This window comes from Pseudomonas sp. RW407 (genome assembly GCF_003176655.1).
Lineage (GTDB): Bacteria > Pseudomonadota > Gammaproteobacteria > Pseudomonadales > Pseudomonadaceae > Pseudomonas > Pseudomonas delhiensis.
In genome coordinates this window covers 449,216-472,204 of the sequence record NZ_QGSL01000106.1, presented here as the reverse complement: position 1 = coordinate 472,204, position 22,989 = coordinate 449,216, and the positions used below count along the sequence as shown (strand labels likewise).

Sequence of the window (22,989 nt, the reverse complement as noted above, 5' to 3'; positions counted from 1 at the left end):
ACCCTCACCCCAGCCCTCTCCCTGGGGGAGAGGGGTGTTCCGGTGCGCTCGGAGGTTTCGCTGGAAACCCGTAGGGCGCATAACGCCTACGGCGTTATCCGCCAAATCGCGGACAAAGTCCGTTCCCACGGTTCCAGGACGCACGGTCGTAGGAGCGGGCCCTGCCCGCGAATCGCGCGCAGGGCGCGCTCCTACAGGTGGGACAGCGGTGGGGGCGTAGGGGCGGACTTCGTCCGCGATTGGACTCACCGGCCGCGCCGGACACCCTGGCACGGATGGCTGTCTCGCTCCCACAGGGCCAGTGCATACCGGCCAGGAACGAAAACGCCGTTTCCCGGAAGGGAAACGGCGTTCTGTCTTGCTTAAGCGGACAGCGCTACGGCAGAAGCTATCAGCCGTTCTGGCGGATACCTGCCAGCAGCCAGGGCTGGTCCTGGCCCTGGGCGCGCTCCATGCGCCAGCTTTCGCTGAAGGTTTCGCCCTGGTCGAAGCGCGAGGTCTTGGACAGGCCACTGAAGGTCAGGGTGGCGATGGTCTTGTCGGCCTGGTCGTCGACGCCTTCCAGCTGCACCTGCAGGTTGTCGATGTAGGTGGACTGGTAGCCGTCGCCCAGTTCGGCGCGTTCCTGCTTCAGCCACTGCAGCATCTGCGGGGTGACGAACTCGGCGATCTTGTCCATCTCGTTGGCGTCCCAGTGCTGCTGCAGGGACAGGAAGTGCTCGCGGGCGGCACCGACGAAGCGCTGCTCGTCGAACCAGCTCGGTGCGTTGATCACCGGGGCGGCGGCGGCCGCACGGGCGGTGGCGCCGAACGGCGACGGCTGGGCGGCCGGCATCTCGCGTTGCAGCGGGGCGTGCCCGGCCATGGCCGGCTGCGCCTGCTGGCGGCGACGGGCGGCGATGAAGCGGAAGACGACGAAGGCGATCAGGGCGATGATCAGGATGTCGAGGAACTGCATGCCCTGGAAGCCGTCGCCCATGAACATGGAGGCCAGCAGGCCGCCGGCGGCGATGCCGGCCAGCGGGCCGAGCCAGCGCGACGCACCGCCGGCCGCGGCGGCGCCTGCGGCCGCACCGGCTGCGGGGGCGGCGGCGTTGGGGGTGTTCGGGGCGGTGTTCGGCTGCGCCTGGCGGGTCTGGTGGCTGGGCGCCGAGCCCATGCTCTTGCCGCCGCCGAACCGTTTGGCGGCATTGACGTCGAGGCTGAGCGTCACGGCGACACAGAAGGCCATGGCAAGGCTGAGAAAGCGCTTCATCGGGGTCATTCTCTTGGTTGGAATACGACGCGCGCCATGTTGCCGAGCCTGGCCGCCAGCGGCCAGCCGGATTTTGTTTCCGGCTATTGCCCCTGCGTCATCCGGGCGCAGCGGGCGGCGCCAGCGGGAACGTCTGTTACCGGGTTTTTCAGCGGCCTCGAAGACGCTGGCCGTTTGATAGTCTGGCGGCCTAGCGGGGCCGCTGGTCGCGCGATCCCCCACTGTCTCATCGCGCGAGGACCGCCGCCATGCACGCCATCGACTTCATCCAGGACCTCGCGGTGATCATGCTGATCGCCGGCTTCGTCACCATCCTCTGCCACCGCTTCAAGCAGCCGGTGGTGCTCGGCTACATCATCGCCGGGGTGATCATCGGCCCGCACACGCCGCCCTTCGCCCTGGTCCACGACGAGCAGACCATCAAGACCCTCGCCGAACTGGGAGTGATCTTCCTGATGTTCTGCCTGGGCCTGGAGTTCAGCTTGCGCAAGCTGTTCCAGGTCGGCGCCACGGCCTTCATCGCCGCCTTCCTGGAGATCACCCTGATGATCTGGGCCGGCTTCGAGATCGGCCGGCTGTTCGACTGGAACACCATGGACTCGCTGTTCCTCGGCGCCATCCTGGCGATGTCCTCGACCACCATCATCATCAAGGTGCTGGGCGACCTGAAGCTGAAGAACGAGCGCTTCGCCCAGCTGATCTTCGGCGTGCTGATCATCGAGGACATCCTCGGCATCGGCATCATCGCGCTGTTCTCCGGCATCGCCGTGAGCGGCACGGTGGAGGCCGACCAGGTGGCCTCCACGGTGGGCAAGCTGAGCCTGTTCATGGTGGTGGCGCTGGTCGTCGGCATCCTGCTGGTGCCGCGCCTGCTGGCCTACGTGGCGAAGTTCGAGAGCAACGAGATGCTGCTGGTGACGGTGCTCGGCCTGTGCTTCGGCTTCTGCCTGCTGGTGATCAAGCTGGAATACAGCGTGGTGCTGGGCGCCTTCCTGATCGGCGCGATCATGGCCGAGTCGCGCCAGCTGCTGCAGATCGAGCGGCTGATGGAGCCGGTGCGCGACATGTTCAGCGCCATCTTCTTCGTCGCCATCGGCCTGACCATCGACCCGCGGGTGCTGGTGGACTACGCCGCGCCCATCCTGGTCATCACCCTGGTGGTGGTGCTCGGCAAGCTGGTGTCCTGCGGCACCGGCGCCTTCATCGCCGGCAACGACGGGCGCACCTCGATGCGCGTGGGCATGGGCCTGTCGCAGATCGGCGAGTTCTCCTTCATCATCGCCGCCCTGGGCATGAGCCTGGGGGTGACCAGCGACTTCCTCTACCCGGTGGTGGTCGGGGTGTCGGCCATCACCACGCTGCTGACGCCCTACCTGATCCGCTCCGCCGACCCCCTGGCGCTGTACCTGGGGCGCACCCTGCCTTCGCCCATGGTGCGGGTGTTCGGCCTGTACGGCGAATGGCTGCGCAGCATCCGTCCGCGCGGCGACAAGGCGGTGCTGGCCGGGATGATCCGGCGCATCCTGCTGCAGGTTGGGGTGAACCTGGTGCTGGTGATCGCCATCTTCTTCGGCCTGGCGTTCTTCGCCGGGCGGATCGCCGAGTGGCTGGCCAACTGGGTCGAGCACGAGGCGCTGCACAAGGCGCTGATCTGGGGCGCCGCGCTGTTGCTGTCGCTGCCCTTCCTGATCGCCGCCTACCGCAAGCTCAAGGCCCTGGCCATGCTGCTGGCGGAGATGGGCGTGAAGGCCGAGAGCGCCGGGCGCCACACCGCGCGGGTGCGCCGGGTGATCGCCGAGATGATCCCGCTGCTGTCCCTGGGCGGCATGATGCTGCTGCTGGCGGCGCTCAGCTCGAGCATCCTGCCGCCGGGCGAGCTGCTGGTGGTGGTGGGCCTGGTGGCCGCGCTGGCGCTGGCGGTGGGCTGGCGCTGGTTCATCCGCCTGCACTCGCGGATGCAGATCGCCCTGCTGGAAACCCTGGAGCAGGGCAAGGGCGGGCATTGAGCCCGCCCGGTGGGGGCGGTGGATTGTCAGCGACCGGCTTCGGCGTCGGTTTCGTAGCCTAGCCGGTCCAGGTCCGTTGCCTGCGGCTTGCCAGGGTTGATCTTCACCTCGCCGCGCAGCAGCTTCAGGGGCGTTGTCACCAGGGCGCGCCTGAGAGCACGCAACGCCTCGGTGAGGCGCCAGGAGTTGCTCATGTAGATGCGCTGCAACTCCAGTTGCACGCTTTCTTTCTGCGACTGGGCGATTTTCAGCTGATCCTCCAGCCGCCAGCATTCGTGTTGCAGGAGCTGCCGGTGATGGGCCTCTTCGCGGCGGGCCTGTATGAGATCCTTGCGCAGTTCCTTCGCGTAGTACTCCCGCCATGCGTCCAGCGACACCGGGCGGGAGATTCCGTCGGTGTTCTCGAGCAGGTTGAAGTGATCGTTGCTGATCATGAGCAGGTGCGTCTCGAGCCGGTCCCGGTCGCTGTAGATTCGATCCAGGTCCTGGCGAATCGGCAGCAGCTCCTCGTAGCGGCTCTCCAGTTCCCGCAGCTGCCCGTCGTCGATTTCATCCGCGCAGCAGGCATCGGCCTGGCGCTTCAGGAGCCGAAACAGGTCTCTGGTCAGCGCCAACGCCTGGCGCGGGTCTTCGAGTTGCTCATCGTGGCTGTGGTTGTGGCGCAGGGCCGGCGCCAGGAAGTCGGTGGCATAAGCGCGCACGTCTGCCGCCGCCCGGTCAGGCTGAGGTAGTTCGAAGGCTTTCGCGATTCGCTCGAGTTCGTTGAGCGGCTCTTCGAACAGCAAGTCGAAATCCACGAAGACACGGGGCTTGCCCTGGGTATGCCGCAAGGCGGCCAGCATGTAATGGCACCACAGCAACTGGGCCTTCAGCGGGTGGAGCCTGTCACGCTTGAACAGCGAGCCGGCAACGCTCAGCGGGTTGCGCACGCAGATCAGGTAGCGATGATCGATGGCGAGGCTGTCGAATACCGATTCCCACAAGGGCTGCAGCAGGCTGACCCGGGGATCCTTGAAGGCGAAGGGGCGGCGTTCGGGCAGCTTTTCCGCCAGCAGGCGCTGCGCTGCGGACCTGTGTTCGGCCCCCAGCCTGTCCAGCTGCAGGGGCTCGAGCCTGTCCCAGTCGTTGTCCAGGACTTCGCTGATGAGCTGCTGGTTGAAGTTGTGGATATCCAGGTCTTCGAAGAAGCCGCGCTCGTTGTTGCCCTTCGCTGCCGGCATCAGGTTGTTGCCCAGCTCCACGCCGAGCAGTTCCAATCCCTTGGTAATCGCACTGGTGCCGCTACGGTGCATACCGAGAACGACCAGGACTTTTCTTGTTGTTGTCATTATCAATGTGCCCCCTTGATCGGCCGCTCCGCGTTACGCCGGATCGGCCTTGGCCATCAATGCCTCTCGCTGGGCCTTGCGTTGTTCACGTACCACTTCCTTGATCACCCGGTCGTAATGCCCGAGCACCTCGTCGGTCGCGCCGCAGTCGATCGATTTGCCTTTCTCGATCCATAGCACCCGGTCGCACAGCTTGCTCACCGCGTCGAGGCTGTGGGAGACCAGGACCACCGTCTTGTTCGAGCGGATCTTCTCCTGCATCGCCTGCTGCGAACGATCCTTGAAGGTCTGGTCGCCGACCCCGAGCACCTCGTCGATCAGCAGGATGTCCGGGTCCGCGTGCATGGCCACGGAAAAGCCCAGGCGGGCGCGCATGCCGGTGGAATAGCTGGCCACCGGCTGTTCGAAGAAGTTCTCCAGGCCGCTGAATTCGCGGATTTCATCGAGGCGAGTACGGACCTGTCGGGCGGACAGGCCTAGCAACAGGCCGCCGATGATGGCGTTGTCGCGCCCGGACAGGTCGGTCTTGAAGCCCACGTTCAGGGCCAGCAGGCTGGCCACCAGGCGCTTGTGGCGCTGGATGCGGCCGTGGTTGGGCTCGACTATGCCGGCGATGACCCGCAGCAGGGTGCTCTTGCCGGCGCCATTGCCGCCGATCAGGCCCAGGGTCTCGCCCTCGTGGAGTTCGAAGGACACGTCCTGGAGCGCCCAGAATTTTTCGTAACGCAGCACGCCGGTGCGCTGGCGATAGCAGAGGCTTATGCGATCGGCGGTGAGGATGACATCGTTCTTCACTACTGGCCTCACAGCATCAGCTTGGCGTATTTACGGTCATAGTAGTGCAGCAAGCCGCACGCGACCGCGAAGATCGGCAACGAAACCAGTATCACGTAGGCCAGGCTGGCCCAGGATGGCCAGGCGTTGTGCAGGAGCATGTCCCGGTACGCGGTGATCACCGGCGCCATCGGGTTGAGGTTGAAGAACAGCTTCATCTTCTCGGGCAGGTGGTCGACGCTGAAGAACACGCCAGAGAGGAACATCATCAGCATCAGCACATTATCCACAACCTGCTTTAAGTCGGGTGCGAGGGGCAGGATGGCGGCGAGCAGGAAGCCGATTGAGACGATAAGAAACAACTGCACCAGCATCACCGGTAACAGTCCCAGCCAGTGCACGCTCGGCACATGGCCGCTGGCGAGCAGGGCGACGATCAGCAGGCCGAGGATGATCAGGAACTTGAAGGTGTTGCTGAGGATGGGGATCAGCGCGAACACGTACTTGGGCACGTAGATCTGCTGGATGATCCCGGCATTCGCCGAGAGGGCGTTGCTGGCCAGTCGGACTGAGCCGTCGAACCATTTCCAGACCACCATGCCCGACAGTAGCATCGGGACGTAGCCGGGGGTGTTCTGGCGCAGGGCGAGGCCGAAGACGATGTAGAAAGCCCCCATGTACATCACCGGTTCGATGATCCACCAGAGGAACCCCAGGAAGCGCCGGGCCACCTCGGTACGCAGATCGGTGTAGACGCCGTAGAGGACGATATCCCTGTACTTCATTTCTTTTTTATTGGATTGAAATGGGGTATCCATTTAACCACAATGCGGTTCCAGAAAAGCCTCGCGATTTTCGTGCGATCCCTGCCGAATTAACAAAAAACCAACAAAAAGAGCTCAGGATGCGGTTCATTCAAGCCTTGTTCAAATCAAAGGGTGAAACGGCCCCGCAGCTGCCCGCCACTACCCTGATGGTGGTCGGAATGCATCGTAGCGGCACCAGTTTCCTGACCGGTTCGCTGCAGCAGGCCGGCCTCGAGCTGGGCAAGCACAGCACCTGGAACCCGCACAACCTCAAGGGCAACCGCGAGAACCTCGACATCGTCGGCTTCCACGATCGCGTCCTGGCGGCTCGTGGCTTCGCCTGGGATAACCCGCCCGACGTGCCGATCCGCTGGAGTGATGCCGAGTTCGCCGAAGCCCGGGCGCTGATCGACGATTACCGCGAGGTGCCGCGCTGGGGGTTCAAGGACCCGCGGGCGGTCCTGGTGATCGAGGGCTGGCAGCAGCTGCTGCCTTCCCTGGGCTATGTTGGCATCTTCCGCCACCCGCAGGCCGTGGCGCAGTCCCTGGATGCCCGCGGCGGCATGCCGCGCGAGCGCGCCTTCGCCATCTGGGCGGCCTACAACCAGCGTCTGCTGGACCTGCACCGGCAGGCCGCCTTCCCGGTGCTGTGCTTCGACGAGGACGAAGCGGTGCTGCACCGCAAGCTCAACGGGGTGCTTGATGAGCTGGCACTGCAGCGCTTGCCCGAGGAGCGGTTCTTCAGCGCCGAACTGCGCCATCATGTGACGCAGCAGGCCGAAGCCTTGCCCGCGCAGATCGACAAGATCTACCGGCAACTTCAGGCCATCGCCCGCTGAGGCCGGAGTTCCCATGCTGTCATTGCTGCGCAGACCCAAGCTGTCGATCGTCCTGATCGTCTACAAGATGCCCGACCAGGCCGAACGGACCCTGCATTCGCTGAGCGTGCGCTATCAGCGCGGCGTTCGCGAGAGCGACTACGAAGTCATAGTGGTGGAGAACCACTCGGACCGCCTGCTAGGGGCCACACGGGCCCTGGCGCAGGGCGGCAACGTCCGCTACTACCACCGCCAGGAGACCGAACGCACGCCTGTGCATGCGATCAACTTCGGTGCCTCGGTGGCCCGCGGCAGCCATCTGGCGATCATGATCGACGGCGCGCGCATGGTGACCCCAGGAGTGATCAAGGGCGCTCTCGATGCCTTCCGCCTGGAGCCCCATGCGGCAGTCTCCGCTCCTGGCTACCACATCGGCCACAAGCTGCAGCAGGTGGCGGTGAACGAGGGCTACAACGAGGAGGTCGAGGCGGGCCTGCTGCGGCAGATCAACTGGCCGGAGAACGGCTATCGGCTGTTCGACATCGCCGTACTCAGCGGTTCATGCCGGGGCGGCTTCTTCCAGGCCAACTACGAGAGCAACTTCATCGCCATGTCGCGGCGCAAGTGGCGCCAGCTCGGCGGGGTAAACCCGCGCTACAACGACTTCGGCGGCGGCAACGCCAACCTCGACCTGTACAAGCGCCTCCTCGAGATGCCCGATACGCCTTTCTACCTGCTCTACAGCGAAGGCTCCTTCCACCAGTTCCACGGCGGCGTGACCACCGGCACCCTGAGGGAAGAGCGCGAGCGGGTCTACAAGCAACTAGACGACCAGGACCGCGAGATTCGCGGCGACGACCGTTCGCCGCCGAGCGTACGGCCGATCCTGCTGGGTTCGCCGCACCCGCACGTGCTGCGTTTCCTCGAACATTCGCTGACCCAGGTACGGCCGCAATGAGCGAGCAACGCCAGCCCCTGCTATCGATCATCGTCATCGCCTACGACATGCAGCGCCAGGCGCTGAACACCTTGCGCAGCCTGGCCAGCGACTACCAGCAGGATGCCGATGCCGCCGACTACGAAGTGATAGTGGTGGAGAACCGCTCCGCGCGCACCCTGGATGCCCAGGCCATCGCGGAGTTGCCGGGCGACTTCCGCTACTTCCTGCGGGACGAGCCGGGGGTATCGCCGGCGGCGGCGATCAATTTCGCCTTCGCCCAGGCCCGGGGGCGCTATATCGGGCTGCTGATCGACGGGGCACGCATGGTCACCCCGGGGGTGATCAGGCATGCCCTGATGGCCTTCCGCATGAACGAGCAGGCGCTGGTGGCGGTGCCGGGCTTCCACCTGGGCGAGCACGATCAGCAGTTCCACCTGACCAACGGCTATTCGGAAGCCAGCGAGATAAACCTGCTGCAGTCGGTGGACTGGCCGCGCAACGGCTATGGCCTGTTCGACATCGCCTGCTGGAGCCCCGGCAACGCGCGTGGGGCCTTGCAGCCGTTCATGGAGTGCAACTGCCTGTTCGCGAGCGCCGAATGCTTCCGCGAGATCGGCCAGGCCGACGAGCGCTTCCAGTGCCCCGGCGGCGGCATGCTGAACCTGGACATCTACCGGCGCCTGGCGATGCTTCCCGCTACCCAGCTGGTGGTGCTGGCCGGGGAAGGCTCCTTCCACCAACTGCATGGTGGCGTGACCACCTCCGAATCCGGCCGCCGAGAACAGATCCTCCAGCGGCAGCAGGAGGAGTACCTGGCGATTCGCGGCCTGCCCTACCATTCCCCGACCCTGGAGCCCTTGCTGCTAGGGCAGTTCAAATGGCCGGCGATGCGCTTCCTGGAGCGGTCCGCCGAGTGGGCGCAGAAGCGCTTCCAGCGCTTCGCCAACGATGGGCGCGATCCCTTCGCCGACGAGCAGATCAAGCGCGAATCGCTGCAGGCCCTGGGCCATGTCGCAGACCATTGAGGGGCTGCGCCGGCCTGCGCACTACCTGCCGGAACTGGAGTCGCTGCGCGGTTGGGCGGTCCTGCTGGTCATCGGCTTCCACTATTTCGGCATTCTTTTCGGCGACCGTGGCGATCACGGCCTGGGCGCTGCGGCGCCGGCGTGGATGAAGATAATCGCCGCCGGCAATACCGGCGTCACGCTGTTCTTCGTGCTCAGCGGCTTCCTGCTCAGCCTGCCGTTCCTGGAAGCGCTGCGGCAGCGCCGGGACATCGATATCCGGCGTTTCTACTGGGCGCGCGCCTTGCGCATCCTGCCGCTGTACTACCTGGCTATCCTGGTCGCCTGGCTCTTCACTGGTAGTGCGGATGCCCTGAAGGCGCTGTTCTTCATCCCGGTCGGTTTCGGCCTGTTCCCCTTCAGCGTGCCTTGGTGGTCACTGTGCACCGAGATTCAGTTCTACCTGCTGCTGCCCTGGGCCATGCTGCTGCTGCGCTGGCGGCTGGGTCGCTGGATGGTGGCCCTGGCCTTGCTGGCCTGGGCCGGGGCGCACCTGTATCTGCTCAGCGATCGACAATGGCTGGCGGCTCCCGGGCACTGGAGCGTCGCTGACTCTCTGTTCGGCCGAGGGGGCGCCTTCCTCGCGGGGGCGCTCTTCGCCTGGCTGTACAACACCGGCTGGTCGACGCGATGGCTCGGGCGCCGCGGCGTGGCCGGGCTCGTTGGCGGCGTGGCGCTGGCAGCGCTGCTGACGTTGCTGGCCTGGTATGGACAGGTCGGGCAGCGCCCGGCCATGGACCGCCTGCCCATGTACCACAACCTGGAGGCCCTGCTCTGGGGCTGCCTGCTGTTGTGCAGCCTGCACCTGCGTGGCGGCGTCAGATCGCTGTTGCTCAACCCGCTGCTGGAGCATGCCGGAAAGATTTCCTACTCCCTCTACCTGGTGCATGTTCCCGTGCAATTCTACCTGCTGTACTGGGTACGCCTGGCCACCCAGCAAATGGCCACGCCCTTGCAGCCACTGCACTGGCTGGCCCTGGTGGGGAGCCTGCCGCTCATCTGGCTGCTGTCCTTCGCCTGCTACCGCTGCATCGAGCGGCCATTCCTCAACCTGAAGGCCCGCCTGCCGGTCTTCGCCAGCAAGCCGGTGGCGATGGAGGGCGCGACGGATGCGCGCTGATGCAGCCGCCATGCTGCCGGATAATCGCGAGCGGGCCCTGCCTCTGCTGGGTGTTTCTTGCCTGCTGGCGGGAACTGCTGCCTTGGCGTTCCTGCTGTCATTGGCCTATTTCGCCTGGGTGCACTATTCGCCCATCCCCTACCTGGACTCCTGGACCGGCTACATAGGCTTCTACCTGGACTCGGAGTCCTTCCAGGCCTGGTGGCGCCAGCATAACGAGCACCGGATTCTTCTTTCCAAGCTGTTCTTCTGGCTGGACCTGCGTTACTTCGCCGGCCGCGCCGTCATTCTGGTTGTGCTGAATTTCCTGCTGCTGGGGCTGGCCTGGGCGACGCTGGTGGCCTTTTCGCGCCGGCTGTTCCCCGGATACTCGGTGCAGGGACGCTGGTTGCTGTACTGCACCTTGGCGTTGATGTGCTTCTCATGGCTGCAGCACGATAACGCCGCATCACCTTTCCAGAACCAGTTCATCGCTGCCTTCGCACTGCCGTTGCTGGCGCTTTACTGGCTGGCGCGCGCCGAGCAGGGCTGGAGGGCTTTCTGGGGGGCTCTCGCCCTGGGCGTCCTGGCTACCTTCAGCATGATCAGCGGGTTGTTCTGCCTGCCGGTGATGGCCGTCTTCAGCCTGTTGCGCTGGGGGCCCGGCCGGCGCTTCGCCATCTGTCTGCTCACCGCTGTATTGGTGTGGGGGCTGTATTTCTCCGACTACGTGAAAGGGCCTGCCACCGATCTGGGCCTGCGGATCCTGGTCGAGCATACGCTGCCCTTCGTCAACTACATGGCTTGTTACCTCGGTGGGGCCCCGGCAATGGCTGTGGACGGCAAGGTGCCCCTCGCAATGACGATGGGCTACCTGGGCCTGGCGCTGTTTGCGGCCTTGCTGGTGAATTGCCTGCGCAGCCGCCGCGACCCCTTCTGCCTGGCACTGCTGGGCTTCGTCGGTTACGTGGTGATCAGCGCCGGCTTGACCAGCCTGGGGCGTAGCTTCATGGGTTACGACACGGCCCTGGTCAGCCGCTATACCACTCCGGCGTTGCTCATGTGGGCGGCATTGCTGCTGTTGTCGCTGCGCTTGTTGCCGGATGCCTGGCGCTTGTCGCGCTGGGTACCGGCACTGGCTTTTCTCGCGGTGTTCCTGGTGCTGCTAGCGGGTCAGTTCAATACGCTGCGTATCGACTACTGGGCAGTGCCCGACAAGGCCCGGCAGGCCGCACTGTTGTCTTATCAGTTGGGCGAAAGCGAGAAGCCCTTGGGCCAGCTCGGCGCCGGTGAGGCGCGGGAACAATTCCAGCGTGCCCGTGCCGCCAGGATTTCCATTTTCGACGATCCGCATTCGGATCTTTCTGCTCTGGCGGCGTTGCTCGGACGCGATATCGGGCAACTGTCAGGCCGGCCCTGCGAGGTGCGGGACGCGCGCGCAGAGGCGTGGAGCAGCGCCAGCGGCGGGATCCTGCGGGTCAGCGGCACGCTGCCCGAGGCGCAGGCGCGCCGCTTCGATTACCTGGCGCTGGGCGACGACAGCGGGCGCGTGGTTGGGTTGGGCGTGATAGACAACCTGCCCTGGCTGACCCTCGAGCGGCGTCCGCCGAGCCTGTTCCAGGCGTTTCTCGTCGGGGCCGGCGAATTCGCTTCGGCCAAGTGCCTTGAGACCTTCTGACTCCAAGACGGCCCGTCGGCCGGAGGACCCTGCTTTGATCGGCAGTCTGTACAACAAGAAAACGGATGACACGGTGCAATCTGCGAACAGAGTGACTTCCCGCGTGTTCCATTGGCTGGCGGTCCTGGCCGCGCTGTGGTTCCTCGCCTCGACAGTCTACGGCGCCTGGCTGAACTATTCGCCGGTGCCCCTCAGCGACAGCTGGGAAGGCATCGTCAACTTCTACCTGAGGTCGCTTACCGATCCCTGGGCCTGGTGGCACCAGCATTACGACCACAGAATCTTCTTCTCGAAGATCTTCTTCTGGCTGGACATGCACTACTTCGGCGGCCGCAATCTGCTGCTCATCCCGCTGAACATAGCGCTGATGCTGGCGATATGCTGGACGCTGTACCGCTATGCCCTGCGCATCCTCGGCACGGCCAGCCCGGACGTTCGGATGCTGCTGCTGGCCTGCCTGAGCATGACCAGCCTGGCGTGGATGCAGTGGCAGAACATCACCTGGGAGTTCCAGAGCCAGTTCTACCTGGTCTACCTGTTCCCTCTGTTGTGCTTCTACGCCCATGGGCGCAGCGTCGAGCATGGCGGCAACGCCGGCTGGGCGCTGGCCAGCCTGGTCCTGGGGTTCTGCAGCGCCTTCTCGATGGCCAATGGCATCTTCGCCCTGCCGATCCTGGTCCTGCTCACCGCTATCACCACGCGCTCCTGGCGCCGTACGGCGCTGGTCGTTGTAGCCGCGGCCCTGGCGATCGGGCTGTTTTTCTTCGGCTACGAGGAAACGCCCGGGCGCAAGTTCGGCCCCAGCCTGCTGGTTAATCATCCGTTCAAGGTCATCGCCTATGCGCTGGCCTACCTGGGCAATCCCTTCTACTGGGTCTTCGGCAACATCCAGGTGGCCGTCGCCGCCGGGCTCGGCGCGGTGCTGCTGAGCCTCTACCTGCTGGTGTCGCCGTTGCGACGTTCGCCGTTCGCCCTGGGGCTGCTGGCCTACGTGCTGTTCATCTTCTGTACCGCGGGCGCCACTGCCTTCGGCCGTTCGCTGTTCAACATCGAACTGGCGGCCTCCAGCCGCTACACCACGCCGGCGCTGAGCATGTGGAGCGCCTTGCTGATCCTGGTGGTGGCGCGTTGGCAACTGCGTTTCAAGGCACAGGCCGCGGCCCGGGTGCTGTTCCTGCTGGTTGCCGCGCTGTTGACCGGGCAACAGCAGCGCGCCCTGTACTTCCACGATCCGGATCCGATTTCCCTGGCTCCTCACGCCAAGGCCGTGCTGGCCCTGGGGCTGCAGATGGGGATCGATGACCCGCAGGCGCCGGCGCGGCTGTTCCCGTTCGCCAGCGCCGACGAAATGCGTCGCTACTTCGGCAATGCGCGCCAGGCCGGGGTCTCCATCTTCAGCGCGGCCTCCGCCTTCCCGGCCAACAGCATCGGCCAGCCCATCGCAGGGCTTCAGGCCACGCCCTGCCCGGTGGAGCAACTGGACGCCAGGCAGGTAGACGCCGCTCACCAGGCCTCGCAGGTCCAGGGCAAGCTGGGAAGCGCCGGTGGCAAGCATTACCGCTATGTATTCTTCGTGGATGGCGAGCAGAAGGTGACCGGGGTGGCGCTGCTGGGCCGAACGGTACTCGACACTTACTCGCTAACAGCGGGCCGCAAGCTGTTCGATGGCTACGTGTTCGGTGAGCCTCGTGTGCAGACCTATTGCCGCTGATGTTTCCCTGCCTGCGGCAGGTACGGGGCGCTGGATTGCCGGCCTTGGGCCGGCGCGGGTTCTGCGCCGATGAATATCACTGATCGCCACACAGCTCCGCGCCCGGCCCACATGCCGGGCCTGGACGGGTTGCGTGGTTGCGCCGTGCTGACGGTGATGGTGTTCCACGCCTGGCCCGCCGCCCTGACCGGCGGCATGATCGGGGTGGACCTGTTCTTCGTGCTGAGCGGTTTCCTGATCAGCCTGCTGCTGGTCGAGGAGTACCGCGACAGCGGCGGCATCAGCCTGCGCCGCTTCTACCTGCGCCGCTGCCTGCGCCTATTGCCGGCGTTCAGCCTGTTGCTGCTGGTGTTCCTCGGCTACTGCCTGTGGAATTTCGACGGCAAGGTGCTCGAACGCTACCTGCAAAGCGTGGCGCTGGCGGCCAGCTACACCAGCAACTGGGCGCGGGCCTTTTCGCTGAATCCGGTGGAAGGGCTGGGGCATACCTGGTCGCTGGCGATGGAGGAGCAGTTCTACCTGTTCTGGCCGCTGCTTCTGCTGGGGCTGCTGCGCTACCTCGGCGGTGCGCGCCGGCTGGTGCTGGTGGCCCTGGGCCTGGCGCTGGCGTCCTGGGGCTGGCGTGTGCTGCTGGCCTGGCAGGGCGCGGAGGCGGATCGCTTGTACAACGGCCTGGACACCCGCCTGGATGCGCTGATGGTCGGTTGTGCCCTGGGCCTGGCCGAGAGCTTCGGGCTGCTGCAGGCGCTACGCCGGCCCTGGGCCGGGCGCCTGCTCGGCGTGCTGGCGGTAGTGGCGGTGCTGTACCTGGCGGGGGTCGCCAGCCGGGCGCATTACTGGGTGGACATGCGCCTGTACTACTGGATGCTGGCTGGGGTCGAGCTCAGCGCGGCGTGCCTGGTGCTCAACGTGCTCTGCAACCGCGGCGGCTGGGTCGAGCGCCTGCTCAGCCTGCCTGGCCTGACCTGGCTGGGGCGGATTTCCTACGGGCTCTACCTGTGGCATTTCCCGATCTACGTGTTCATGCGCGACGGCGGCGCTTCGCCCTGGACCATCCTGGGCCCGGGTTCGCTGCTGACACTGCTGCTGGCCAGCCTGTCGTTCTACCTGCTGGAGCGGCCGTTCCTGCGCCTGAAGCGGCGCTACGCCGGCACTGCCCCGGCGGAACCGCGAGGCAGCGCCGGCGCGTTGCTTCAGTAGCCGTCCGGGGTGTCGCGCCAGTGGGTGGCGAAGCCCGGTGTGGCTTCGCCTTCCGGCCGGCCGTTGGTGTAGTAGTACAGGGCCAGGGAACGGCGGTAGACGCCCTCGGGACAGGTGAGGGGGCGGGGGTGGCCGTGCAGGGAGGTATCGGTGGTGCTGAACACCACGCAGCGGTTGAGGATCGGCAGGACGCGGGTCGGCGGTCCCTGCATCTGCGCGTCCCAGAGCTCCAGCTCGCCGCCGTAGGCTGCCTGCCAGTCGTCGTTGAGGTAGATGAGCACGTTCAGGCGCCGGTCGAGGCCGAAGTCGCGGTGGGTGCAGAAGTCGGTGTGCACCTTGAGGAAGCCGCCGCGGGCGATCTGGTGGATGCCGGCGCCGCGCAGGTTGGGGTCGGGAATCAGGTTGCCGATGCCGGTGAGCTGCGCCAGGTAGGCGAGGAAGGGCTGGGAGTTCAGTTCCCAGAACAGTTGGCGGTAGCTGGGGGGCATGCGCAGCACGTCACGGACGTTGCGCTTGAGCTGCTGGACGTATTCGCCACTGCTCTTGTCACGGTGCGAGGCGTCGTTCCAGATCGGGCTCTGCTGGTCGGCGGGGTATTCGGCGAGAAGGCGGGAAATGGTGGAGGCCGGGAGAAAGTCGTCGATGACGATGTGCGCAAAGGGACTGTTGGACTGGTAGCGTGGCGCCTGCTCGGCGACCCGTTGTTCCAGGCCGGCATAGTCCAGTAGAAGGCCGTTCTCGCAGGGAGTGCTTTTCGGCTCCCCGTGCGTTCGGAAGAGACTCTTTATCATTGTTCAGGAATCCTGCTCATGTTCCGTCATCTTCGGCAGTCGGCTCCGGCGCTGCTGGCCCGGGTCCTGCTGGTGGGCTCCATTCTGCTGTTCGGTTCGTTGCAGGGCAATGCTGCCGAATTGTCGCAGCGGCCCAACATCCTGTTCATCCTCTCCGATGACCTGGGGGTGAACGACATTGGCTCCTGGGGCGACGGCAAGGCCCGCACGCCCACCATCGACCAGCTCAGCCGCCAGTCGATCCGCTTCCGCCAGCACTACACCGACAGCACCTGTTCGGTGAGCCGGGCCGCGTTGATCACCGGCCGGGCCCCGGTGAGCATCGGCTTCGAGCCCGACGGCCTGGGCCTGTCGCCGGATCTGGTGACGCTGCCCAAGGCATTGGCGCGGCTGGGCTACAGCACCCACCACCTGGGCAAGTGGCACCTGGGCGAGGCGCTCGAATACCCGCAAATCCGTCCCAACCACCAGGGCTTCGACGACTGGTACGGAATGCTCAACCACTTCGTCCTGCAAGGGCCCGATGCCCAGGGCCGCCTGGTGGCGCGTCGACCGACCTACATCAACCCCTGGCTGCAGCGCAACGACGAGGCGCCGCGGCAGGTCCAGGGGCACCTCGACGATCTGCTCACCGACCGCGCGGTGGAGCTGATCCGCGCCGGCGCCACGGAACAGAAGCCCTGGTTCATCAACTTGTGGCTGTTGGCCCCGCATACGCCGATCCAGCCGTCCGAGAGTTTCCGCAAGCGCTGGCCGGACACTCCCGAGGGCAACTATCTGGCCCTGCTCGAACAGCTCGACCACAACGTCGGACGGGTGCTCGACGCGCTGCGGGAAAGCGGCCAGGCCGAGCGCACCATCGTGGTGTTCAGCAGCGACAATGGCAGCCCCAACCATAACCGGGACAGCAACTACCCGCTCTCCGGGACCAAGGCGACCTACCTCGAAGGCGGCGTGCGCACGCCGTTGATGATCTTCTGGCCAGGCCACCACAACGACCGGGACATCGACTCGGTGACCCACATCACCGACATCTACCCGACCCTGGTGGGCATGGCCGGGGGACACCCGGTCGCCGGCCTCACCGGTCGCGACCTCTCGGCGCCGCTGGCCAAGGAACGTCCCTTGCCGCCGTTCAAGGACCTGTACTGGGGCGCCGACCTGATGCAGTTCGGCATGATCTACGCCGGCCACGTTCCCGGCCAGGGCCTGTTCTACCGCGACATCTACGGCAAGGTGCTGAATGCCCCGGTCAGCGGGCCGGTCGGCCAGGGGCCGCTAGTCCAGAGCGGCATGCCGGCGTTCACCGCGGGGCAGGCTTCGGCGCGCATCCGCGACTGGGAGCGACGCGTGCGTCCGGTGCCGCTGGACTGGCACCCGCCGACCGCTGCTGGTGCGGGTTACCTGAGCGGCCGCGACTTCCAGCGTGCACCGGTGTTCGACTCCTATTCGCTAGGCTTGGGGCTGGGCAAGGCGCCGGGCGACGAGCGCCAGGTGCTGGTCGAGCAGGACGGTGTGTGGCGTCTGTGGCTGGAGCAGGGGCGCCTGCACATGCGCCATGGGCAGGTGCAGGTCGACAGCGAGCCGCTGGCGCTGGAGCGCTCGTGCAACACGCTGGTGGCCAGCTTCACCATCAACCCGCCCTCCGGATTCCCCTTCCCGGGCCCGGGCGCCAGCCGCTTCACCCTGTACCTCAACGGCAAGGCGGTGATGCACAGCGAACAGTTGCTCAGCCGGCCCGGCAGCGCCGCGCCACTGGCCAATCCGACCTATGTCGGCAGCGACGGCAAGGGCGGGGCGCGCTTCGCCGGGCGCATCGGCCGGCCGCTACTGGTCGGCAAGTTCCTGTTGCCGCAACAGGAGGGCTACAGCCTGGCGGACATGCAGTCGACGCTCTGCCCCAAACGCTGAGAGCGCTGGAGGCCTACACCGCCTCCAGCTTGGCATAGCCGAGCATCAGCCACTTGCTGCCTTCGCTGTCGAAGTTCACCTGCACCCGGGCCTGGGCGCCGGAGCCTTCGAAGTTGAGGATCACGCCTTCGCCGAACAGCGGGTGGCGTACCGTCTGGCCCAGGGCGAAGGGGGTTTCGGGGACGCCGGCGCCGCTGAACAGGCTGCCGCTGCGCTGGTTGCCCGACAGCGGCCGGCTCACCGAGTTGGACAGGCGCACTTCCTGGATCAGGCTCGGCGGGATTTCGCGGACGAAGCGCGAGACCTTGTTGTAGGTCTCGCTGCCGTACAGGCGGCGGGTCTCGGCGTAGGTCAGCACCAGGCGCTGCATGGCGCGGGTGATGCCGACGTAGGCCAGGCGGCGTTCCTCTTCCAGGCGGCCGGGCTCTTCCAGGCTCATCTTGTGGGGGAACAGGCCTTCTTCCATGCCGGCCAGGAACACCAGGGGGAACTCCAGGCCCTTGGCGCTGTGCAGGGTCATCAGCTGCACGCTGTCCTCGAAGGCGTCGGCCTGGGTGTCGCCGGCCTCCAGCGCGGTGTGGTCGAGGAAGGCCACCAGCGGCGGGATGTCCTCGTCCTCGGGGGTCTCGAAGGCGCGGGCGGCGCTGACCAGTTCTTCCAGGTTCTCCACCCGGGCCTGGCCTTTCTCGCCCTTCTCTTCCTTGTGGTAGCTGATCAGCCCGGACTGCTCGATGACCGTCTGGGTCATCTGGTGCAGCGGCATGCCCTCGACCTGCTGGGCCAGCAGGTCGACGGTCTCGAGGAAGCCGTTGAGCGCGCTGGCGGCGCGGCCGGTCACGGCCTTGGCGGCGATCACGTCGTTGATCGCGCGCCACATGGAGGTGCCGTTCAGGCGCGCGGCGTTGCGGATGGCCTCGACGGTCTTCTCGCCGACGCCGCGCGGCGGGATGTTGACCACCCGCTCCAGCGCGGCGTCGTCGTCGCGCAGGCGGATCAGCCGCAGGTAGGCCAGGGCGTTCTTGATCTCGGCGCGTTCGAAGAAGCGCTGGCCGCCGTAGATGCGGTAGGGGATCTTCTCCCGCAGCAGGGCTTCCTCCAGTACGCGGGATTGCGCGTTTGAGCGGTAGAGGATGGCGATCTCGCTGCGCTTCAGGCCGTCCTTGCGCAGGGCGTCCTCGATGGTCTCGACGATGTAGCGGGCCTCGTCGTGCTCGTTGAAGCCGGCGTAGAGGGTGATGGGCTCGCCATCCACCCCGTCGGTCCACAGTTCCTTGCCCAGGCGCCCGTGGTTGTTGGCGATCAGGGCGTTGGCGGCCTTGAGGATGGTGCCGGTGGAGCGGTAGTTCTGCTCCAGGCGGATGTCCTCGGTGCCGGTGAAGTCGTCGGCGAACTGCTGGATGTTCTCGATCTTGGCGCCGCGCCAGCCGTAGATCGACTGGTCGTCGTCGCCCACCACCATCAGGCTCTCGCCGCCGCGGGCGAGCAGGCGCAGCCAGGCGTACTGCACGGCGTTGGTGTCCTGGAACTCGTCCACCAGGATGTGCCGGAAGCGCCGCTGGTAGTGCGCCAGCAGGCCGGGGTCGTTGCGCCACAGGTCCAGCGAGCGCAGCAGCAGTTCGGCGAAGTCGACCACGCCGGCGCGGGCGCAGGCCTCTTCGTAGGCCTGGTAGACGCTGACCATGGTGGCCAGGTAGAGGTCGCCGCTGGCCTGGATGTTCTGCGGGCGGTTGCCCTCGTCCTTCTGCGCGTTGATGAACCACTGCGCCTGGCGCGGCGGCCAGCGCTGCTCGTCCAGGCCCAGCTCGCGGACCACGCGCTTGACCAGGCGCAGCTGGTCGTCGCTGTCGAGGATCTGGAAGCCCTCGGGCAGCCCGGCCTCGCGCCAGTGGGCGCGCAGCAGGCGGTGGGCCAGGCCGTGGAAGGTGCCGACCCACATGCCCGCCGGGTTGATGCCCAGCAACTGCTCGATGCGCGCGCGCATCTCCGCCGCCGCCTTGTTGGTGAAGGTCACCGCCAGGATGCTGTGGGGCGAGGCGTGCTCCACCTGGATCAGCCAGGCGATGCGGTGCACCAGCACGCGGGTCTTGCCCGAGCCGGCACCGGCGAGCACGCGCTGGTGCCCCAGCGGCGCGGCCACGGCCTGGCGCTGCGGGTCGTTGAGGGAGTTGAGCAGGAGGGAGAGGTCGTCGTTCATGGGGCGGCATTCTACCGATGGCGGGGAAAGCCCGGCAAACCGAAGCGCCGTCCGGCGTCTGCCCGACGAAAGTTCAGCCAATTGCTGGCATATTGCCGCTTTGCCGAGCTTGGGCGACCCTGCCGCCTCGGTTATGCTCGGGCCACGCCAAGGCCGACCACTACAAGAAAAAGCCGCCTATGACCGCATACCTGGATACCTCGGCCGTGCCGTTCAGCCAGGCCGAGATCCGCCAGCAGTACGCCCACGAACTCGCCATCGAGCGCACCCGCCTGCTCTACCAGGGCTCGCGGGTGCCGACCCTGCTCATGCTGCTCAACGGCCTGGCCTGCGCCGGCCTGCTCTGGCGCAGCCAGGACGGCCTGCTGCTGGCCGGCTGGCTGGTGTGGCTGGTGCTGCTGGCGGTGATGCGGCTGATCCAGGTCGCCGCCTTCCACAACGCCGAGCCGCCGCGCCAGGCCGAGGCGCACTGGCAGCGGGCGTTCCTCTTCGGCGCCGGCGCCTCGGGGCTGACCCTGGCCTTCGCCGCCATCGCCCTGGTGCCGCCGGATGCCTTCCTGCAGCAGGCCCTGGTGTTCGGCCTGATCGCCGCGGCCATCCTCTCCGCCAGCGTCGCCTATGCGGTGAGCCTGCCGGCCTTCCTGACCTTCGCCTTGCCCTGCCTGCTGCCGTCCATCGGCTACCTGCTGCTCAACGGCAGCAACCTGCAGCAGGGCTGGGGCCTGCTCGGCTCGATCCTGCTGTCGGCCCTGCTGGTGGTGGCCTGGCAGGTCAACCGGCTGGTCCAGGGCAGCCTGCTGCGGCGCTTCCAGACCCTCGCCCTGGTGGCCCACCTGGAGCAGGCCAAGGGCCGCGCGGAAAGTCTCAACCAGGAGCTGGCCCGCGAGGTCGAGCAGCGTCGCAGCGCCGAACGCGCCCTGCGCGAGGCCCGCGACCAGCTGCAGGCGCGGGTCGAGGCCGGCAGCGTCGAGCTGAGCAACAGCCAGGCGCGCCTGGCCATGGCCCTGGAGGCCAGCGAGCTGGGGCTGTGGGACTGGAACCTGCGTACCGACGAGGTGCATCACTCGCGCCTGCGGGAAATCTTCGGCCTCGACCAGGACGCGGTGCGCAGCATGCGCGCCGACCTGCGCCCGCTGCTGCACCCGGACGACGTGCCGCTGCTGCGCCGGGCCCTGGCCGACCACCTGCGGGGGCGCACCGACGGCTACCGCGTCGAATACCGCGTGCGCCACGCCGACGGCCACTGGGTGTGGGTGGAGGACCGCGGCCGGGTGATGGCCCGCGACGCCCGCGGCAAGGTCACGCGGATGCTCGGCACCCGCTGCGACGTCAGCGCGCGCAAGCGCCGCGAGGAAGAACAACGCCTGGCCGCCACCGTGTTCGAGGCGGCCAGCGAGGGTATCGTCATCCTCGATGCCGACTACCGCCTGCTGGCGGTCAACCAGGCTTTCAGCCGCGTCACCGGGCACCGCCCGGAAGAGGTGATCGGCGAGGTCGCCGCGAACCTCTCCGGCAACCCCGAGACCCGCCGCCAGTACCTGCTGATCCGCGAGGAGCTGGAGCGCGTCGGCAGCTGGCAGGGCGAGCTGCTGGAGACGCGCAAGAACGGCGAGCCGTACCCGCAGTGGCTGCAGCTGAACATGGTGCGCGACAACCGCGGCCAGCCGTCCCACGTGGTGGGCTTCTTCGCCGACCTCACGGCGCGCCGCGACGCCGAGGAGCGCCTGCGCTACCTGTCGCACTACGACGAGCTCACCGGCCTGGCCAACCGCGGCCTGTTCAAGCAGCGCCTGCACGACGCCGGCCAGCGCGCGCGGCACAGCGGGCGCAGCCTGGCCCTGCTGCTGATCGACCTGGACCGCTTCAAGCTGCTCAACGACAGCCTCGGCCACGAGGTCGGCGACCAGTTGCTGCGGCAGATCGCCCGACGCCTGACCCAGGCGGTGCCGGAGGCGGACACCATCGCCCGGCTGTCGGCCGACGAATTCGCCGTGCTGGTGGACTCCTATTCCAGCCTCTCGGCCCTGGCGCGCCTGTCCAGCCGCCTGCTGACGCGGCTGCGCATGCCGATGAGCGTCGCCGGCCAGGAGCTGATGCTCAGCGCCTCCCTGGGCATCAGCCTGCTGCCGGAGAACGCGCGGGAGATTTCCGCGCTGATGAGCCAGGCGAACATGGCCATGCAGCACGCCAAGCACCTGGGCGGCAACACCTTCCAGTTCTTCACCGACAACCTCCAGGCCTGCACCCTGGAGCGCCTGCAACTGGAAGTGCAGTTGCGCAAGGCCGTCGAGGACGGCCAGCTGGAGGTGCACTACCAGCCCAAGCTGAACCTGGCCAACGGCCGCCTGGACAGCGCCGAGGCCCTGGTGCGCTGGCGCCATCCGCACCTGGGCATGGTGCCGCCGAGCGAGTTCATCCCGCTGGCCGAGGAAACCGGGCTGATCGGCGCCATCGGCGAGTTCGTGCTGCGCCGCGCCTGCCGCCAGGCGCGTGCCTGGCAGGCCCAGGGGCTGGCCGACCTGCGGGTGTCGGTGAACCTCTCGGTGCACCAGCTGCGCCAGGGCAACCTGGCCAGCCTGGTGCGCACCGTGCTCGACGAGACGGGCCTGGCGCCGCGGCTGCTGGAGCTGGAGATCACCGAGAGCCAGCTGCTGGAGAACGTCGAGAGCGTCATCGCCACCTTCCGCCAGCTGCGCGAGATGGGCGTGAAGCTGGCCATCGACGACTTCGGCACCGGCTATTCCTCGCTCAGCTACCTCAAGCGCTTCCCGGTGGACTACGTGAAGATCGACCAGACCTTCATCCGCGACCTGTCCGCCCAGGGCGAGGACGCCGCCATCACCCGCGCCATCATCGCCATGGTCCACAGCCTGGAGCTGAAGGTGGTGGCCGAGGGCGTGGAGCGCCAGGAGCAGCTGGATTTCCTGCGCCAGCACCGCTGCGACGAGATCCAGGGCTACCTGATCAGCCCGCCGCTGGCGCCGGCGCCCTTCGCCGCCCTCCTGGAGGCCTACGGCCAGCCGGCGGGCTAGTGCGCCTGGTGCGCGTGGTCGCCGCTCACGCCCTGCAGCACCGCCTGGTCGATCTCGGCGAAGCGCAGCACGCGGCCGCCTTCGGCCTTGGCCAGGCGCTCGGCGTCGGCCTGGCTGGCGAAGGAGGCGAGGGTGGCGCCCATCGCCCCGGGGCGCCGGATGCCCACCACGTAGTAGGCGCCGGTGGCGTCGATCAGGTGGCGGTCGTCGGGGTGGTTCCAGTCGCTGCGGGCCATGTCGTGCACGTACAGGCGTTGGCCGTCGTGGCGGTTCTCCGGCTGCAGCCACCAGCCGAGCAGTTCGGCGGTGGAGCAGAACTTGCGCACCTTGCCGGCGCTCACGGCCTCGCCCTTGGGCCCGGGGAAGCCGTCGATGAGCATGC

Annotated in this window: 17 protein-coding genes; 10 read left to right on the top strand and 7 right to left on the bottom strand. The window is 66.9% G+C overall.

Features of this window, described 5'->3' with window-relative positions:
- Positions 1 to 391: 391 nt before the first annotated feature.
- A complete protein-coding gene (locus tag DK254_RS18965) occupies positions 392 to 1,255 on the bottom strand; it encodes a Tim44 domain-containing protein (protein ID WP_089393937.1) in 864 nt (287 codons plus the stop codon).
- A gap of 248 nt (positions 1,256 to 1,503) precedes the next feature.
- On the opposite strand from DK254_RS18965, the gene DK254_RS18960 reads away from it, so the two are divergent.
- On the top strand, positions 1,504 to 3,261 hold the full coding sequence (locus DK254_RS18960; RefSeq protein ID WP_109935015.1) for a cation:proton antiporter: 1,758 nt from the start codon (positions 1,504 to 1,506) through the stop codon (positions 3,259 to 3,261).
- A 26-nt stretch (positions 3,262 to 3,287) separates the two neighbouring features.
- On the opposite strand, the gene DK254_RS18955 is transcribed toward DK254_RS18960, so the two are convergent.
- From DK254_RS18955 to DK254_RS18945, 3 genes are all read right to left on the bottom strand, one after another.
- Positions 3,288 to 4,553 carry a sulfotransferase family protein gene (locus tag DK254_RS18955; protein ID WP_146219620.1) on the bottom strand — a complete coding sequence of 422 codons (1,266 nt, stop codon included), beginning with the start codon at positions 4,551 to 4,553 and terminating at the stop codon, positions 3,288 to 3,290.
- A gap of 69 nt (positions 4,554 to 4,622) precedes the next feature.
- Positions 4,623 to 5,384, bottom strand: coding sequence for an ABC transporter ATP-binding protein (locus tag DK254_RS18950; protein ID WP_109935013.1), 762 nt, complete (start codon positions 5,382 to 5,384; stop codon positions 4,623 to 4,625).
- Between the two features lie 8 nt (positions 5,385 to 5,392).
- Complete coding sequence (locus tag DK254_RS18945; protein WP_074978273.1) at positions 5,393 to 6,148, bottom strand: ABC transporter permease; 756 nt, start codon at positions 6,146 to 6,148, stop codon at positions 5,393 to 5,395.
- Positions 6,149 to 6,348: 200 nt separating this feature from the next.
- Between DK254_RS18945 and DK254_RS18940 the strand changes: the two genes are divergently transcribed.
- The 7 genes from DK254_RS18940 (at position 6,349) to DK254_RS18910 (ending at position 14,679) form a co-directional block, all read left to right on the top strand.
- Entirely contained in the window at positions 6,349 to 7,008 is a 660-nt protein-coding gene (locus tag DK254_RS18940; RefSeq protein WP_256595904.1) for a sulfotransferase family protein, read from the top strand.
- Positions 7,009 to 7,021: 13 nt separating this feature from the next.
- Entirely contained in the window at positions 7,022 to 7,945 is a 924-nt protein-coding gene (locus DK254_RS18935; RefSeq protein ID WP_109935012.1) for a glycosyltransferase, read from the top strand.
- Positions 7,942 to 8,952 (top strand): glycosyltransferase family 2 protein, encoded by a 1,011-nt coding sequence (locus DK254_RS18930; protein WP_109935011.1) that lies wholly within the window; start codon positions 7,942 to 7,944, stop codon positions 8,950 to 8,952. Before DK254_RS18935 ends, DK254_RS18930 begins: the two co-directional genes overlap by 4 nt.
- Positions 8,936 to 10,111 carry an acyltransferase gene (locus DK254_RS18925; protein WP_109935010.1) on the top strand — a complete coding sequence of 392 codons (1,176 nt, stop codon included), beginning with the start codon at positions 8,936 to 8,938 and terminating at the stop codon, positions 10,109 to 10,111. The genes DK254_RS18930 and DK254_RS18925 overlap by 17 nt, the downstream gene beginning before the upstream one ends.
- A complete protein-coding gene (locus DK254_RS18920) occupies positions 10,101 to 11,768 on the top strand; it encodes a hypothetical protein (RefSeq protein ID WP_109935009.1) in 1,668 nt (555 codons plus the stop codon). The genes DK254_RS18925 and DK254_RS18920 overlap by 11 nt, the downstream gene beginning before the upstream one ends.
- 103 nt (positions 11,769 to 11,871) lie before the next feature.
- Entirely contained in the window at positions 11,872 to 13,479 is a 1,608-nt protein-coding gene (locus DK254_RS18915) for a hypothetical protein (protein ID WP_146219619.1), read from the top strand.
- 69 nt (positions 13,480 to 13,548) lie between these two features.
- Positions 13,549 to 14,679, top strand: coding sequence for an acyltransferase (locus DK254_RS18910; RefSeq protein WP_109935007.1), 1,131 nt, complete (start codon positions 13,549 to 13,551; stop codon positions 14,677 to 14,679).
- Here DK254_RS18910 and DK254_RS18905 read toward each other — a convergent pair.
- A complete protein-coding gene (locus DK254_RS18905) occupies positions 14,673 to 15,470 on the bottom strand; it encodes a 2OG-Fe(II) oxygenase (RefSeq protein WP_109935006.1) in 798 nt (265 codons plus the stop codon). The two genes, DK254_RS18910 and DK254_RS18905, sit on opposite strands and share 7 nt — an antisense overlap.
- Before the next feature lie 18 nt (positions 15,471 to 15,488).
- Here DK254_RS18905 and DK254_RS18900 point away from each other — a divergent pair, with 18 nt between their 5' ends.
- Positions 15,489 to 17,381, top strand: a complete 1,893-nt coding sequence (locus tag DK254_RS18900; RefSeq protein WP_109935005.1) for a sulfatase-like hydrolase/transferase — start codon at positions 15,489 to 15,491, stop codon at positions 17,379 to 17,381.
- Between the two features lie 13 nt (positions 17,382 to 17,394).
- Here DK254_RS18900 and uvrD read toward each other — a convergent pair whose 3' ends face one another.
- Positions 17,395 to 19,575 carry a DNA helicase II gene (gene uvrD, locus DK254_RS18895; protein ID WP_109935004.1) on the bottom strand — a complete coding sequence of 727 codons (2,181 nt, stop codon included), beginning with the start codon at positions 19,573 to 19,575 and terminating at the stop codon, positions 17,395 to 17,397.
- Between the two features lie 179 nt (positions 19,576 to 19,754).
- Between uvrD and DK254_RS18890 the strand changes: the two genes are divergently transcribed.
- Positions 19,755 to 22,607 carry an EAL domain-containing protein gene (locus DK254_RS18890; RefSeq protein ID WP_109935003.1) on the top strand — a complete coding sequence of 951 codons (2,853 nt, stop codon included), beginning with the start codon at positions 19,755 to 19,757 and terminating at the stop codon, positions 22,605 to 22,607.
- On the opposite strand, the gene DK254_RS18885 is transcribed toward DK254_RS18890, so the two are convergent.
- Positions 22,604 to 22,989, bottom strand: a 386-nt coding sequence (locus DK254_RS18885) for a nitrous oxide reductase accessory protein NosL (protein ID WP_109935002.1), incomplete at its 5' end; no start/stop codon positions are given. The genes DK254_RS18890 and DK254_RS18885 overlap by 4 nt on opposite strands.